Consider the following 16294-nt stretch of genomic DNA (forward strand, 5'->3'; position numbering starts at 1 on the left):
CGGGCACCTCCAACTATGAAAGTTATGAAATATTAGTTAATAGTTATTTCAAAACTTATGTTACTCCTGAATGTTCATGACGTCAATACTTTTGAAATATATTTATGCTATAATTTCATTATTCCAAAAAAACGGGTGATCCGAATGAACGGCTACGAAAAAAGAGCCCAGCAAAAAAAAGAAAAAATCATGAACGCGACCTTGAACATGCTGAGAACGTCAGATCCCAGAAAATTGCGAATCGCCGATATCGCCGAAGAAGCTGGTGTATCGCAGGTAACCATCTACAATTACTTCGGCAGCAAGGATGATTTGGTGCGGGAAGTGTTCAAAGATTATGCGCGGACGGCGTTGAAAGAGTTTGGGGAGTTCCTTTCCGGTACTCACTCTCTGAAGGAGAAGATCGAATACATCGTTTTCCAGAAGAAGAAATCATCCAGAACGTTCAGCCTTCAGATCATGAAGCAAATATGGAACGACGATCCTGAAATGACGCAATTTCTCAAAGAGGAATATATGACCAATGGTGTTCCACTTGTGATCCAGCTCATTGAAGACGGCAAGAAAAATGGGGAAATCACCGGGGCGCTGTCTACATCCACTATCATGATGTATATGCAAATGTTGACGAGTCAGGCGGACACCGTGCTGGAGTATGCCGGGAAGCATGGGGATATGGACACGTTGATAGAGGAAATGGTGCATTTGTTTTTCTATGGGATCGGCAGCACGCCTCCACCGATCATTCACACATAAGTTCAAGAGTTTGTTGCTCCATAGAATTGGATTTGAGATAATGCTGATATGGATAAAAGAAGAATGGGAGTGGAATTTTTGGAAAAGAAGATAAAAACGTTAGCCTTTATAGGTTCATATGCGGATTCAAGCAATCCTGGGGTGTACACCTGCCAATACGATGAAGAGAATGGAAGTTTGGAAGTCACCCATCAAGTAAATGGTTTGCAAAACCCGACTTTCTTGACTGTGGATGCAAGCAATTGGAAATTATATGCGTTAACAGAGGGTGTTGACGAGAATCAGCAGCGATGCGGAGCGGCAACTTCTTATGAAATAAATTCAGCTACAGGAGAATTAACATTTCTGAACAACGAGATCACACTGCCTGCGACGACGTGCCACATTACATTGGACCATACGAACCAAGTGGTGATGGTAGCCAGTTATCACGGGGGAATGGTGGGCTTGTCTCCTATTTTAGTAGATGGACGTATAGGAACAACGGCTGATATTCAGCAGCATCATGGCGCAAGCCTCCTGTCGGTTCAGGATAGACCGCGTGCTCATTCTGTTTTTTTAGATCGAGCAAACCGTTATGCGGGAGTCTGTGATCTAGGTTTGGATAAGATCATGATGTACAAGCTCGATATCCCTGCCAAACGGCTTATTCCTCACAATGAAGTGCAGGTAGCTCCAGGTTCAGGTCCGCGGCATTTTGCATTCCACCCGTCCTATGCCTTTGGCTATGTGATTAATGAACTTGGCTCTACAGTCACAGCATTCAGCTATAACGAAGAATTAGGAGAGCTAACCCAAATCCAGACGATTTCCACACTCCCAGAGTCTTATGATGGGGAAAATGCTTGCGCGGATATTCATGTTTCACCAGATGGAAAATTCCTGTATGGATCTAACCGCGGGCACGATAGTATTGTGGTGTATGCCATCGATGCAGCAACAGGGAAGTTAACGGTAGTGGAGTACGCTCCTACTTTAGGGAAGCATCCGCGTAATTTTGCGATATCGCCGGATGGACAATTTGTGCTAGTAGCTAACAAAGATTCGGATCATATTGTATCGTTCTCACGAGACTCTCAGTCCGGAAAACTTGTTCCTACCGGAAGTGTGCTAAATGTATCTAAACCGGTATGCATCAAGTTTGCTAGTGTAGAATGACACCTTTCACGGAACGAGTTATTCACATCATTCGGTGTATTCCTGAGGGCAAAGTTATGACCTATGGTCAGATCGCCAGGCTAGCTGGAAGTCCAAGGGCGGCTCGACAAGTCGTGCGAATTTTGCATGCAATGAGCAAGAAGCATCGTCTTCCTTGGCATAGAGTCATTAATGCAAAGGGAGAGATTGCCATCATGGATGATGAAGACTCTCATATGCAAAGTTTTTTGCTGCAAGCGGAAGGTGTTCAAATTACGGATCAGCGATATATTTCCCTTGAGCATTACCAGTATCACATGCAAGAAGATGCATGAATGTACATAGGAAGCCTCACTTCTTGCAACTGGAAGAAGTGAGGCTTTTTGAAAGTAAGAAATATCATTAGGTCAACCAGAAACTGGTTGGCTTTTTTGTTTTGCCCAAAAATCCAGAAAAGAAAGGGAAAAGAGTTACAAAGTCTATAAAACGAGAATAGACTAACGTATCAGTAGGCCATAAGGACAGGGAGGCATGCTATGAGTGACAGGACCTTATATCTATTCGATGGCATTAATAAAAGCTCTGTGAAAACCATCATCGAGCAAATCATAAGAATTAATCAATATGATGATGACAGAGATAGGAAAGAAAAAGACTTCAAGCGTCTACCCATCGACTTAATTATTAATAGTAATGGGGGGAGTGTCTACGATGGTCTTGGATTGATCAATGTGATTGATAACAGTAAGACGCCGGTGCATACATACGTGTATGGACTTGCTGCTAGCATGAGCTTGCTAATCGCCGTTAGTGGTCACAAGAGGTACGCCGGCCGGCTTAGTACATTCATGTATCATTCTGTATCTACACATATCGACGGTCACTTGGAACACTTGAAGAATCGTGTGGATGAAACACAAAGGCTGCAAAATATTTATGATGAGTATATCTTAGCGAAAACGAAGCTGCATATCGACGAGCTGCATCGTGTTCAGGAACATCAACGCAATTGGTATCTGAGTCCTGATGAGGCTTTATCATTTGGGATTATTGATGAAATTATATAAGCGTAGCGCAGAGAAGCCTGAGGGATTCTCTTTTTCTTTGTTTTTTCTCTGCTTTTGGTGTTTAATTGAGAGATAGAGAGAAGAGGAGCAGCCGTGCTGTCCCCTAATGAAAAGGAGATTCATACCGTGTACAAAATTGTATTTTTTGATATCGATGGCACATTAGTTAATGAAGAAAAACAAGTTCCTGCCAGTACGATCATAGCTATTCAACAATTAAAGCAGCAAGGGATTGAACCGGTCATTGCAACTGGACGAGCACCCTACTTTATCAAGTCTTTGGCTGAACAGCTAGGAATAGATTCCTATGTATGCTTAAACGGCGGCTATGCCGTTTACCGCGGTGAACCGCTCTACAGACGGATTATCGCCAAAAGCAGCATAGAGGCATTGGTTAAATTGGCGGCTAAACATAAACATTCCCTCGTATTTGAAGGGGAGCATAACTACTTTACGGATACGGATGACGACCATCCTTTTGTTGTAGGATCAATTTCTTCCTTAAAGGTTGATTTGCCGGCATATGACCCGGATTTCTGGAAAACAAACGATATTTATCAAATCTTCCTGCATGTTGAAGACAAGGATGAGCATTTATATGAGGAACTCCAATCGGAATTTAAGCTGATTCGCTGGCACCAGCATGCGATTGATGTGTTACCTGCCGGTGGTTCGAAAGCTCAAGGGATTGCCGCGCTTTTGGAGCTTGTTGGATTGAAGCCGGAAGAGGCTGTCGCTTTCGGGGACGGGTTAAATGATATGGAGATGCTTTCGTATGTCGGATTCGGTATCGCGATGGGGAACTCGCACAAAGACTTGCTTGCTTATGCCGATCATGTAACGACACATGTGGATGAAGATGGCATTCGAAATGGACTTATTGCAGCTGGATTACTTTAGAAAAGAAACAATACATTCAGGGTGAAGATAATGAGAATAGCTTTTTTTGATTCAGGGATAGGCGGTATTACGGTCCTACACGAAGCCATGAAACAACTGCCTCATGAAGATTTTCTATATTTTGCGGATACCCTTCATGTTCCCTACGGGACGAAATCGAAGGACGAGGTTCTTGCTTTTGTCAAAAAATCCGTAGACATGATTATCAAAGAAGAGGTTAAAGCCCTCGTCATTGCTTGCAACACAGCAACCAGTATAGCCATAGCAGAATTAAGAAAAATCTATGAGATACCGATCATCGGCATGGAACCCGCGGTAAAACCAGCCCTCGAAATGAATCGTTCATCAGGTAAAAGAGTGCTCGTTTTTGCTACGCCTTTAACGCTCAAGCAATCGAAATATAGAGAGTTAGTTTCTCGTATAGATGATATGGGTATGGTGGATTCGGTGCCGCTGCCGGAATTGGTTGATTTTTGTGAACAATTAAATATGGAGGGTCAGCAAATCACTGATTATTTCCATGCCAAGCTGGAGCCCTTCGACCTGAGTATGTACGGGACTGTCGTTCTAGGATGTACACATTACCCTTTTTATAGGAGCGCTCTAAGAAAAATGCTGCCAAATCATATCCAAATTGTTGATGGAAGTTCGGGTACTGTGAATCGGTTGATTCAGCTGCTTAGTGATCCCAATCAACTACTTGGTGAGGGACATTCCAACATCAAATTCATGTGTTCCAGCAATGAGACAGCCTATATTCGGAAGATGGAAAAGGCTTTGGAAATCATTCAAACAATTGGTAAGTAAGGTTTGAGAAAAGTTTAAAAAGGCATTGCCGTGCAGCCGCCGCTGCATGACAATGCCTTTTTATTTTGTTTAGTAGAAGGATTGCGTCAGGTTACACTCTGATTTCAAGCAGCTCATAGTTAATGACACCCATAGGTGCATTCACACTAATCACATCACCTACGGATTTGCCCATGAGGGAAACGCCAAGCGGACTTTCGTAGGAAATTTTATTTTCATTCACATCGGCTTCCTGAGTACCAACGATTTTATACTCAATTTTCTCAGCAAATTCCACATCATTGAGAATAACGGTAGAGCCAACTTGAACGGTGGAAGTGCCGATATTCGTAACAACTTTAGCCTTCTTCAGCATTCTTTCGATCGTCAAAATTCTGGTTTCCATGAAACCCTGCTCTTCTTTGGCGGAGTGATATTCACTGTTTTCCTTAAGATCACCATAGCTAATCGCTGTCTTAATACGGCTGGCTAGTTCTTTGCGTTTGACGGTTTTGAGATCTTCAAGCTCTGATTCTAAACTACGCAATCCTTCTGGAGTTAGAATAATTTCATCATTGGACATATTTTTTGCAGCTCCTTATGTATTCGATACTAGATATACTACTAAAGTAACTGAGGCAAGTAAAGTAAGTAAGACTAGGGGAACTGTCTAACATGATCTTTTTTTCAGAAGGTGGGCTGGATGTAAGAAACTTTATGGCTGCGACCGGCGTCAAATAAATGGTAAGTTTTTCCTAATTTAAATGAGTCAGGATGTGATTGTTCCAGATGATTAAAATGAAGCTCCTTGCTATTACGATCCTAGCTGCAGGATTAGGATTGGGCAGTTTGGCACACCAGTCGAAAGCTGAAACCATCTATGGCGGCTCCTACGCGCCAGAAGGAATAAGGTTCCCTGCCGCGATCGAGCTTTTGGCAGAGACACCCTATTATGCAGATCCTAATCAGCCCGATGATGAGCCAGAAGGTACTTTTGCACCTCAGGAAGTTAATGTTCTCACGGTAGAAAGCTCGTGGTCGAGTGGTAGATCCATTTGGAAGATTGAGACGATGTTCGGGCCGCGGTGGATCAGGCCAAATCCATGGGAAATCGATATGGAGCCGCCAAAGCGCATTACTCTTTTGGAAGAAACTCCGCTATACCGAAGTAAAAGTACCAAAGGCGAACCTGCGGCCTCCTTATCTGCACAAGAGGTCGAGGTAGTTACGGCCGATAAACAGTGGTTCTATACGAACGATCCCAGCAGCAAAGCATGGATTAAGGTGCACACCACCTGGTTAGGTGATCTATGGGCGCATATACCCGTCAATCAAATAGGTACTGTACATAAGGTTCAGCGAAAAGCTCATTATTATGGACTACCGGCCAATAGTGATCTGAGTACGGCTATGGGGTTTGGTGAGCAGAAGCAAGATTGGTCAAACTCAAAGGCTGGTGATTACACGACGGTAAGGGAGTTCACTACGATTTATGATCGAGCATTCGAAATTCAAACGGATCAAGGGACCACGTGGACGCGCGATAAGGGAGTCACTATTCTGAGTGCGAATGAAACCATAGCGATTGTGCGTGAAACACCGCTTATTCATGATGTTTGGGATGGCTACAAGAAGGAAGATGCCGTGATTAAAGATGAAACGGTAACCGCTTTTGAGAAGATCGAAGAGCGATTGGAGAGCGGAAGAGGTCCTTATTCGATTTGGAACAACAGCACTTGGTATCATGTACGTTCATCGAAAGGTACTGGATGGATAAACAAACTGTTTGGAGAGCCGGAATCAGCGATACCAGTTCATTGGAAGGTAACGGTTAATGATCAAAAGGAGCTGTTTCGTTACCCGGAAATACCGTTCAGTCTTCGACATTACTGCTGCGTGATCAGAGCGTGGAGGCTACAGAGGCATGGAATGGACCAAACGGTGGGTTGTGGTTGAAAGTTCATGTCGATGGTCGATCAGGATGGATACCCTTCTGGAATTATAGTCAGGACAAAATATGGGATGAAGATACGAATACGATATTTCATATTTCAAAAACGAACACGAATAGTTTAGGAATTGCACCTGCAGCGAATGGAGGTTTACAGCTTAACAATGGCGGGCGGATTGGGTACATGGAAAAGGAGCAATCCTATTTGGATACAATCCTGCTTGCTGAACAGCTTCAATACAAAGTAGACATGGTGAAGGGCAGGGACGCCGTCACATTCAGTAAGGCCGATTATTCCTTTGAGCTTAATGCTGGAGATAGGAATGCGTTGATTTCTTGGCACGGTACTAAGGATAAAAGTGTTCAATTAGCAGAGATGCCGCGTCATACCCGCGATAGCTGGTATCTTAATTTGAAAGACGTTCAGGCCCTTTTTGGATTAACGCAGGTATTTGCTGGGAACGAATATAGCCTATTCGAGAAAATTTATAATGTAAGATTAGGGGTACTCCCAACTAGCGCGGCAAAGGGCCGATTAGAGTTACAAGCTTTTGTTGATGATTGGACCAGTCGAGAAGATTATAAGTCTGATCAGATGCCGCTTCAGATGTTCATTGAGGAGAACGGGGACCATGGCGGAGAGGGACATCTTTCCCAAATCAATGGGATCGTTAACAATCCTGATGCTAGTGTTGCGCCAGTCACGTTGTTTAGTTTAAAGGCTTCCCGACCGCTTGCGATAGGAACACACCAATTGAGTGCCGTCATTCGTATCGGTGAAAGGATTATTTGGAAGCAGAATGTTGAAATAGTTGTAAAGTAACCTGTCACAGTAATCAATGAAATAAAGAAGGGCTTCCTCCATCATTTTACAATGACCTTGGGAAGCCCTTCTTTGTGCCACATCATCCTATCATCAAAATCTCTCGAATCTCTTGCTCCGTCAAGGCGGACAAGGCTTCCTGGCCTGGCTGGATCACTTCATCAATCAGGTTTTTCTTTTTCTGTTGGAGCTCGTACATCTTATCTTCAACGGTCCCTTGGGCAACAAGGCGGATCACCTGCACGACTTTCTTCTGCCCGATACGATGAGCACGGTCGGCTGCTTGCTGTTCCACAGCAGGGTTCCACCATAGGTCGTAAAGGATAACGGTGTCGGCGCTAGCAAGGTTGAGTCCAGTACCGCCGGCCTTTAATGAGATGAGGAAGAGGTCTCGCTCGCCTTCATTAAATTTGTTGCACAGCTCTACACGTTCGGCAGTTGGGGTTTTACCGTCTAAATAGAAAAACGGCACTCCTTGATAGCCTAGGTCTCGCCCGATCATTCCCAGCATCGCTGTAAATTGCGAGAATATCAGCACCCGTTTACCGGCGCTTCTGCATTCTTCGATAATCTCCATGAGTTGCTCGAATTTGGCCGAGCTTCCGGCATAATCTTCGACAAACAGAGAAGGATGGCAGCACAGCTGGCGAAGTCGAGTCAAGCCGGCCAGAATTTTAATCCGATGTTTATTAAAGCTGTCTTTGTTCAGATGCTTTAGTGTTTCCTGTTGTAGTTCGGCCAAATAAGCAGCATACAGCTTCTTCTGCTCTGGCAGCAGCTCGGAAGCTTGCAACGACTCGATCTTCTCCGGCAGTTCCTTCAGGACGTCGGTCTTCAACCTGCGCAGCAGAAACGGCCGAATCCGCTTGGCCACACTTTCACGGGATAGCTCATTGAATGCCTTTCTCCCGAGGAACAACTGAGGGAATACCGCGTCAAAGATGGACCAAAGTTCTTCTAGCCTGTTCTCCACAGGAGTTCCAGTCAGGGCAAAACGGTACTCAGCCTGAACCTCCTTCACCGCCTGGGCCGTCTGCGTGGTGTGGTTCTTGAACACCTGCGCCTCATCCAGAATGAGCGTATGATAGGTTTGCTTCGCATACAGGTCGATATCCCTGCGCAAAAGCGGGTATGAGGTGATGAGGACATCCACTTGGGACGCATGTTTCAGAATCTTGCTGCGCTCTTCTCTGGTCCCATCGGCGATGCCGGCTCGAATCTCTGGCGCGAATTTCTTCAGCTCATTGAGCCAATTGTAAACGAGAGAAGCGGGAGCAACGATTAACGCCGGCAGCGCCTGCTTTCTGATCTCGGGCAGTACCGAGACGATAAACGCGATGCTTTGGATGGTTTTCCCAAGGCCCATATCGTCTGCCAAGATGCCGCCGAAATTGTACTGGGCCAGCGTCTTGAGCCACTGGAAGCCATACTTCTGGTAATCCCGAAGAACAGGTTCCAGACTGGCTGGCACCGTGAAATCCAGATTATCCGGATTCCGCATGTTTTCTAGCAACTGGCGGAAGGTTCTGCCCAGCTTAACGGTATTTCCTTGCCTCTCGGAATCCAGCAAATAGAGGCCGCGGACTAAGGGGAGGCGGATCTCTGCAGCTTTCACGTCCTCTTTGGTAATGCCCATTTCGTTCATGACGCGGACAATTTCCTGAAACTCGACGCTTTCGAGCGGCAGCAACGCCCCATCCGGCAGTCGGTGATATTTGCGTTTCTCCCCAAGGGATTTCAACAGCTTGCGGACTTCCGTTTCAGAAATACCTTCCATACTGAATTTGAATTCCAGCCAATCCGTTCGTTCATCTACATCAACCTTGACTATCGGCGGGGCATATCCGGTTAGAAGTCTTATTTTCACGGCAGAGGTGGCATAAACACTTACCAGCTTCTCCAACTGAGGAACGACGTGGTATAGAAAGTCATATTCCTTGTCTTCGCCATCCATGAAATAGCCTTCCTCTGTCTTAGCGAAGGCGCTTTGCTCCATTAGTTCCAGAATTCGTCGCTCTTGATCTCCGTCACGCATGAGAATGCGGTCGGTCCCGCGCCTCTGTTCATTGCCTTCAAGCGGGTTAATGACAATATCGCCGTATTGAAACTCCAGACCGGCAAGCAGTCGGTCTTTCACTCGGTCCAAATACAGCTTAGCCTTTAACGGCGTTTGCATAATGCGGTCGGAAATAGCTCCAGCGATATGGACACTGCCCAGCTTCATCAGGCCAGGAATCACTTTTTCCATAAAAGGCTCCATTTGCGCGGACGGAATCTGAATTTGATGCTTGCTGGAGTTTTCAAGCATTTGCTTGAGCTCCGAAAGACGCTTGCACGGTTCAGCTTGCATGTGCATCAGCTTTCCTTCGGAAAGGACAACCCCATACGATTTCATAACCGTAATCTTATCGAGACCTTGAACATCCAATTGGAAGCCTTCGGCCTGAGTTTGGTCGAACTCAAAATGGAGCGGGATGGGTTCGTCGGATACACGGATTCCATCGAATGTGCGGTCATTATGCTCAAATTTTACGGACTTAGACTCGATAAGCGCTGGTAGAAATGTTATCCATGAGAAAGGAGGAACCAGCAGCATACGATCACCACTCAACTGCTTCGCATGAGTGAAGTGCGTAGTTGAAGTCTCCTGGTACATCTGCTCATAGTGATAGATTTCGATGAGCTGTCGGATGATCGCATCATCTTCTTTTTGAAAACTATGGAGCTTAGGATCGTAGGTGAAATGCTTCGAAAATATATAGGCTTCTTTCCGCTCAATATGCTCAAGAAATTCTCTTATCCTTTGGACGATATACAGCCGTTTAGGACCGACCTTCATCTCAATCCCGAACATGGACTTCCCATAACCATATGGGAACGGTCTGCAGGTGAATTCCAGTTCCAACACTTCTCTTGTATCGAAAAGAGGTTGTGAACGGCTTGGACGCTGCGGTTTGTTCCCGAACAAATCCAGTATATGGTTCGTCAATTTGCGATCTCCATCTAGATTTCCAGTAAGGGTTGTTGTACCGGGAACTCGAGTTACATGCTGAATAGCATGAACATTCAGCAGAACGGCAGCAATATGCTCGCAGTACGTATCGTCCGGATCATACGCAGGACAGGTGCAATGGCCAATAACATGCCCGGTTGTATCCTCTTCAACGGTCACTAGGCTGGTGACGTTATATCCTTTGACCGTGGCTTCATAGCGTGGTGTTTCAGGATCTTCATGCAGGAAAGTCACTTGTCTTTCACGGTAGTAGGCTTCTCCTTTTTCATAAGAAAACCGGCCGCACAACGACTTAATGATTCCATCTGTCAACTGAAAGCTCATTACTTAGATCCTTCCTTATGAAACATCGTTATTCCGGAATTGCATGGGTTGAATTCATTATAGCAAACATTCGTTCTTGTGAAAATCAAGTATACGAATGATGAAAAAATGCAGCCCAACTCCAAAAGGAGAATGGACTGCATGATGCGTGTATATTAATAGATAGACAACGCTTTCGTATCCAACTATACTACTGAAAGAGGGATATTTTCTCGGATTGTGTCGAAAATTATACCACGTCTACGTTGTAATATTGAGTTTACATCAAAAAGAAAGTGTGAAACTTCATGAGAATCAACACCAAAGTCATTTATGTCACCTTTGCTATTGTTATTTTATTGCTGGTAACGAATAACACCTCTTACTATTGGTTCACGAAATCTCTCTTAACGCAAGCGTTATCCGAACGCATGGAATCGACTGCGAATCAAATTCGCACATCCATTGAGCAGTCAGAGGAAGGTTCATTTTTTGTAGAAGATTTGATTGGTGAGAATCTTCGTTCAGTCGCTCTTTATGCCAAGAGCCAGCTAAATCCAGATATTGATAAAATTACGAATGAACAATTAATTCAGCTTGCTAGGCAAGCGGGTGTCGATGGTTTCTCGCTCATGAAACGAAACGGCGATGATATTATGGTAGGTAAGTCATCCGAGCCCAAGGAGCTTCAGATTACCAGTACGAAATCATTCGGTTATTGGTTTACGGCTTTTAGCCAGCTTCTGGATAACCATCAAGTGACGATTGCTGAGGGGCAAAAGCTGCCTAATTTCTGGTCGGGCATCTACGAAGTTCCAGCTTCAGGTTCGAGCAATGTGAGTAAGTTTGGGTACTATTATGATGGAAGCACGAATTATTTAATATGTGTGTTTGTCAATGCGGATAAAATTCAGAAGTTCAAGCAAATCGTAGGCGCAGATACCATCGTGAAGAAAACGCTTGCTACGAATCCAGATATTATGGAAATATCGGGACTGAACGGGACAACTTTTGGTACAAAGCCGATTGAGTATAAAGACAGTAACGGGGTTCCTTTCATATCGGTCTATGACCGCCCAGTCTTATTTGGTACATATAACATAACGAGTACGAAGGATTTGGAAAATTACAAGTCGTCCATACAGGAAAATAAACCAGTTAGCGTTGTGGAGAATTGGAATGGGAAACCCATTCTGAAAACGTTCATGTATGTTCCTGTTAAGAAGAAATTGACCGAAGTTCAAAGGGAAGTTCCTTATGTCATTACCATCGTCTCGGATTATCAAACGATTCAACACACTTTAAACAAGCAGCTCGTTCAGCTTACACTTCTCATTGTTTTATTTACGATTTTTAGCTGTGTATTTATTTATTTGGTATTCCGTTTTATTACCAAAAGCCGAGAAACAGCTGTCCAGTCCACACAAGAGATGTACATTCAGAACGTGGATCTCATGTTTGCAACGATACGCAGTCAGCGGCATGACTTTCTAAATCATGTTCAAACCATGTATGCTCTGCTGTCTAAGGGGAAAAAAGAAGACCAAATGAAATACATGAAGGAATTAATTGAAGAAATCAACGAAGTGAACGATATCATTCGAATCGGGCATCCGGCTATTGCAGTTCTTATCCAAGCCAAGATTGCGCTTGCCATGAGAACCAAAATCGATTTCAATTACCATTTTACCGGCCTAGAAGGCTTGTCATTAGGTGTGAAATCCGTTGATATCGTGAAAATTATCGGTAATTTGATTGATAATGCGTTTGATGAAGTCAATAAATTTCCGCCTGATGAACGTGAAGTTATGGTTAACGGATGGTCGGAGTCGAACCATTTAACCATATCCGTAACCAACCCGGTTCATCCCGATTTCCAACTTGATGACTATAACAAAATGTTCACGATTGGCTACAGCACCAAAGGTGACGGTGAGCACCAGGGACTTGGTCTATCGGTTGTGAAGGAACGAATCGAGTATTACAAAGGGACCATCGAAGTGTCTGTAGCAGACGGCTGCATTTGTTTCCAAATATCGGTTCCGATGCAATAATCATCGTATCCAAGCTTCTTTTAATAATGGAATCCCGCGCTCCATATCTTTAATTGTTATTCCTCCAAAGCCCAAGTAAATCTTGGGCTTTTTGTTATTGGGTACTTGCTCCGCCTGTTGAGAGCTGTAAACACGAACCCCTTTAGCAAGGGCAAGGTCTTTTAACTTTTCAGCTGAACATGTACGATTGACGGTCAATTCGATGTGCAGGCCTGCGCCTCCACTTTCTATTTGAACATGAGAGCCTAGGTGCGTTTGTATGAGTTGGAGGATCCTCTCATGCTTTTTTCGATACGTATTGCGCATACGTCTGATATGCCGGTACCAATGACCACGTTCCATGAACAAAGCCATGGCGAGTTGATCCATACGTGATGGGCTCGAGAGCGTGCGTTCCATAGTGTGAAGTTTAGGCAATAATTGATGAGGCAGCACCATATAATTCATTCGTAATGCAGGTGTGAAAGCTTTGGAAAATGTTCCAATATAAATGACGACACCATGCTGGTCAAGGCCTTGAAGGGATGGAATGGTTTTGCCGGCATGACGGAATTCTCCATCATAATCATCTTCAATAATATGTCTTTGATTGTGATAGGCCCAGTGAATCAGCTCCTGCCTAATTGTATAGGATAGTGGGTTTCCTGAAGGCCGATGGGAAGGAGTAACGTAAACCGCTTCAATATTTACGGGGATGATCTCATCTATATTAAGTTCATTTTCACTTAGAGGAAAAGGGACAACCGAATATCCGTTCTGTGTAAAAATATCACTGACCTGAGCGACGGCATTCTTCTCAAAAGCGACTCGCGCGGATTGTCCGATTAGCTTGGAGAGAAGCTGCAGGCTGTTAGACATTCCCGTTCCAACAACGATTTGCTTCGGGGAACAGGAAACTCCTCTGGATTGCTTTAAATAATGGGCAATTTGGAGTCGCAGCGCATACTCCCCTTTGTTGTCGCCATATTGGTGAATGCGGCCGCTGTTGTAGGAAAAGGATTCGTTTAAGCAAGCCTTCCACACTTGAAGCGGGAAAGAATCGGTGTCGATTTCTAATAGACTAAAATCAATAGGAGCTTCGTCTGGAGATTGCTGAGCTTTCACGTTGGTGTTCTGAGATTGATCGAACGCTTGATGGTTTGTGATCGTTGGAAGCAATAAGGGAGCGACCACATATAGGCCTGAACGCGGTTTACTAATCACATATCCTTCTTCAATAAGCATTTGATAGGCAGTTTCAATTGTATTTTTGCTGAAATGTATCTGTTGACTGAGCATGCGAATGGAGGGTAATTTCGTACCGTCTGGGATGTCACCGCGCTGGATAAGACCACGGATTGCTCGATACAATTGTATATAAAGCGGACCTTGTTCATCACTTGTAAGCAAAATATCGAACATGGAAGACCTCAAATCTGACCCCTATTTTTTATAGGAAACTGAACCTAATCAGGGGGTCAATTATAGTATAGACTTTAGGATAAGCATTTATCAATAAAGTCAGAGGTGAAGCATTGTGACAGAATCGATTGAGGCGAAGTTAAACCAATTAGGTATTGTGCTGCCTGAGAGCAGCGGACCTGCTGCGAACTATGTTAATTATGTTATAACCGGTCCATTGTTGTTTATTTCTGGAAAAGGGCCTGCGGGAAAGCCGAAAGGGAAGCTTGGATTGGATTACAGAACAGAAGAAGGCTACCAATTGGCACGATTGGCAGGTCTTGAAGTGCTTGCTGCAGCCAAGCATGCACTTGGCAGCTTGGATAGGATTATACAAGTCGTAAAGGTTCAGGGCTTCGTCCATGCAGATCCTGATTTTGACGAACATCATTTGGTTTTAAATGGGTTTTCTGATCTTATGATGGAGGTATTCGGCGAGAGGGGGACTCATGCTCGATCGGTTCTAGGCGCTAGTTCATTACGAGATCATCTCCCTCTTGTCGTTGATACGATATTTGAGATTGCGCTTTAGGGGGAGGAAACGAAGTGTCTATCCATTAGAGGAACAAAAAAAATGAGGTGGCAAAGTTGCCATCTCATTTTTTTATTTTTGCCGATGACAAGGGAAAGTCACCCGACCTCTATTGAGCGGAACGTCGATGCCTTATTTTGCTCGAAAGCGCTTATTTCCCGTTTTCGCGGAACGAGAGGACGCTATTTGATGAAAAAAGCATGATTCAAAGGCAAAAACCGCGAAATAACGCCTCTACGTTCCGCATCCTCATGATTTCGGTATTTTTCGTCTAAATAACGCCTCTAAGTTCCCTCAGCAAATGCTGGTTACCGTAACATGGTACTTTTTGGAAAAAGCGAGAGGAATAATATCCCGAAATGACTTTTGAAACAGTTATTTTCTTTTTTACATAACATTGTTTTCAAATACTTATAAACGGGGTAAGGATAACTAACGAATGCAATGAATCGTGAGCTTTCATTTAATCACAAAGGAGGAGCAATGAATGAAGATGTCAAAATGCCGCTACAAGGAAGAGTTCAAGAAAAGTCTCATTCATTTATTTCCTCTGTTTGCGCTGTTTGCTTTCTTTTCACCAGAAAAAGAGTTGATGTCGATGGAAGAAATTCAACCGGGTCCAGCCTATGTGGCAGGAACGGTTATGCAAGTAAAAACCGATGATAAGGAAACGGTTTTATTGGTTTCCGTTCCTGACAATTTGGAAGTTCCGAACCAACTGCTGCAGCATTCTGAATTGTTGGATGAGAATAACCCGATTCATTGGAGCCATCCTGTTATTTTTCCGAGAAATCGTGGAAAAGAAGTCGAGATCCTTTTCCAATCGACGATGAAGAAGGAATTGAACGACTTCTTAGGAGTTCCTGCGGTTGGCGAAATTGTGCAGAGCTTAGCTGAGCCCGACACTCAAGGAGCTTATCATGCGCAATTTCTGCTCAATGCTAAGGGCGATTACATTGTTGCAACACATTAAAACATAGCGGTACGACTCATGATTTGTGGAAGGACATAAGTCCAAAAAGGGATAATTAGACTCAACACCAGAAGTATAGAGCGGAAAACGGTCTCGCTCACAGAGCCCGTGTCTATCGCTATCCATTTTGGGAGTAGACGAATCTTGAAGGGAATTGGCCAGAAGAGCTGGACCCCTCTATCATTGAATAGATCAATAAACGAGTGCGACGCGTAAGAGAGGATGAACACCCAGAAATATAAAGGAGATAAGGGCATTGCAATGACGACTAAGAGAAGCATGAAAAGCAGGGAATGGGTAACCGTTCTATGCTTCACCTTCAGCAGCCGCAGCAGAGCAGATAATGGGAAGAGAACCTTTGCCATGGTTGAGCCTGGCTTATCGACATCCGCTAGCGTGCCTGCCAAACAGCCAAGTAAAAGTGCCCCAGCGGCATCCCATGTGAAGAAACTAATATCTTGATACGTGAGAACGATTTCCGCGGAAATGAATCCGGCGATACTGTGTGTTTTTTGTAACATCTTATGCACCTATCCTTACGTGATTTAACGATAACTGT

15 protein-coding genes are annotated in these 16294 nt (G+C 44.2%); 11 read left to right on the top strand and 4 right to left on the bottom strand.

Annotated features, from left to right (window positions below):
* The first annotated feature begins 144 nt into the window (after nucleotides 1-144).
* The 6 genes from ACBP55_RS14725 to murI all read left to right on the top strand — a co-directional run bounded on the left by ACBP55_RS14725 (nucleotide 145) and on the right by murI (nucleotide 4667).
* Nucleotides 145-756: a TetR/AcrR family transcriptional regulator gene (locus tag ACBP55_RS14725; RefSeq protein WP_464652559.1), complete on the top strand. Its 612-nt coding sequence runs from the start codon at nucleotides 145-147 to the stop codon at nucleotides 754-756.
* Between the two features lie 78 nt (nucleotides 757-834).
* Nucleotides 835-1914: a lactonase family protein gene (locus ACBP55_RS14730; protein ID WP_464652560.1), complete on the top strand. Its 1080-nt coding sequence runs from the start codon at nucleotides 835-837 to the stop codon at nucleotides 1912-1914.
* Nucleotides 1911-2228, top strand: coding sequence for an MGMT family protein (locus tag ACBP55_RS14735; protein WP_464652561.1), 318 nt, complete (start codon nucleotides 1911-1913; stop codon nucleotides 2226-2228). Before ACBP55_RS14730 ends, ACBP55_RS14735 begins: the two co-directional genes overlap by 4 nt.
* Nucleotides 2229-2429: 201 nt before the next feature.
* Nucleotides 2430-2960, top strand: coding sequence for an ATP-dependent Clp protease proteolytic subunit (locus ACBP55_RS14740; RefSeq protein WP_464652562.1), 531 nt, complete (start codon nucleotides 2430-2432; stop codon nucleotides 2958-2960).
* A 126-nt stretch (nucleotides 2961-3086) separates the two neighbouring features.
* On the top strand, nucleotides 3087-3860 hold the full coding sequence (locus ACBP55_RS14745; protein ID WP_464652563.1) for a Cof-type HAD-IIB family hydrolase: 774 nt from the start codon (nucleotides 3087-3089) through the stop codon (nucleotides 3858-3860).
* A gap of 30 nt (nucleotides 3861-3890) precedes the next feature.
* A complete protein-coding gene (gene murI / locus ACBP55_RS14750) occupies nucleotides 3891-4667 on the top strand; it encodes a glutamate racemase (protein ID WP_464652564.1) in 777 nt (258 codons plus the stop codon).
* Nucleotides 4668-4758: 91 nt separating this feature from the next.
* Here murI and greA read toward each other — a convergent pair whose 3' ends face one another.
* The gene (gene greA, locus ACBP55_RS14755; RefSeq protein ID WP_029197660.1) at nucleotides 4759-5229 is read right to left on the bottom strand and encodes a transcription elongation factor GreA; all 471 of its coding nucleotides are present in this window, start codon (nucleotides 5227-5229) and stop codon (nucleotides 4759-4761) included.
* Between the two features lie 206 nt (nucleotides 5230-5435).
* On the opposite strand from greA, the gene ACBP55_RS14760 reads away from it, so the two are divergent.
* Together ACBP55_RS14760 and ACBP55_RS14765 are read left to right on the top strand one after the other, a co-directional pair.
* Nucleotides 5436-6602, top strand: a complete 1167-nt coding sequence (locus tag ACBP55_RS14760) for a hypothetical protein (protein ID WP_464652565.1) — start codon at nucleotides 5436-5438, stop codon at nucleotides 6600-6602.
* A complete protein-coding gene (locus ACBP55_RS14765) occupies nucleotides 6599-7420 on the top strand; it encodes a hypothetical protein (RefSeq protein WP_464652566.1) in 822 nt (273 codons plus the stop codon). Before ACBP55_RS14760 ends, ACBP55_RS14765 begins: the two co-directional genes overlap by 4 nt.
* An 82-nt stretch (nucleotides 7421-7502) precedes the next feature.
* Here the strand turns inward: ACBP55_RS14765 and ACBP55_RS14770 are convergent, their stop codons facing one another.
* Nucleotides 7503-10757 carry a DEAD/DEAH box helicase gene (locus ACBP55_RS14770; RefSeq protein ID WP_464652567.1) on the bottom strand — a complete coding sequence of 1085 codons (3255 nt, stop codon included), beginning with the start codon at nucleotides 10755-10757 and terminating at the stop codon, nucleotides 7503-7505.
* A gap of 287 nt (nucleotides 10758-11044) precedes the next feature.
* Between ACBP55_RS14770 and ACBP55_RS14775 the strand changes: the two genes are divergently transcribed.
* Nucleotides 11045-12790, top strand: coding sequence for a sensor histidine kinase (locus ACBP55_RS14775; RefSeq protein WP_464652568.1), 1746 nt, complete (start codon nucleotides 11045-11047; stop codon nucleotides 12788-12790).
* Here ACBP55_RS14775 and pdxR read toward each other — a convergent pair whose 3' ends face one another.
* Nucleotides 12791-14203 carry a MocR-like pyridoxine biosynthesis transcription factor PdxR gene (pdxR, locus tag ACBP55_RS14780; protein WP_464652569.1) on the bottom strand — a complete coding sequence of 471 codons (1413 nt, stop codon included), beginning with the start codon at nucleotides 14201-14203 and terminating at the stop codon, nucleotides 12791-12793.
* 103 nt (nucleotides 14204-14306) lie between these two features.
* Here pdxR and ACBP55_RS14785 point away from each other — a divergent pair, with 103 nt between their 5' ends.
* Entirely contained in the window at nucleotides 14307-14762 is a 456-nt protein-coding gene (locus ACBP55_RS14785) for a RidA family protein (RefSeq protein WP_464652570.1), read from the top strand.
* A 487-nt stretch (nucleotides 14763-15249) separates the two neighbouring features.
* Entirely contained in the window at nucleotides 15250-15735 is a 486-nt protein-coding gene (locus ACBP55_RS14790; RefSeq protein WP_464652571.1) for a hypothetical protein, read from the top strand.
* Here the strand turns inward: ACBP55_RS14790 and ACBP55_RS14795 are convergent.
* Nucleotides 15732-16256: a metal-dependent hydrolase gene (locus tag ACBP55_RS14795; RefSeq protein ID WP_464652572.1), complete on the bottom strand. Its 525-nt coding sequence runs from the start codon at nucleotides 16254-16256 to the stop codon at nucleotides 15732-15734. The genes ACBP55_RS14790 and ACBP55_RS14795 overlap by 4 nt on opposite strands.
* Nucleotides 16257-16294: the final 38 nt, after the last annotated feature.

The organism is Paenibacillus sp. WG02 (assembly GCF_055396115.1).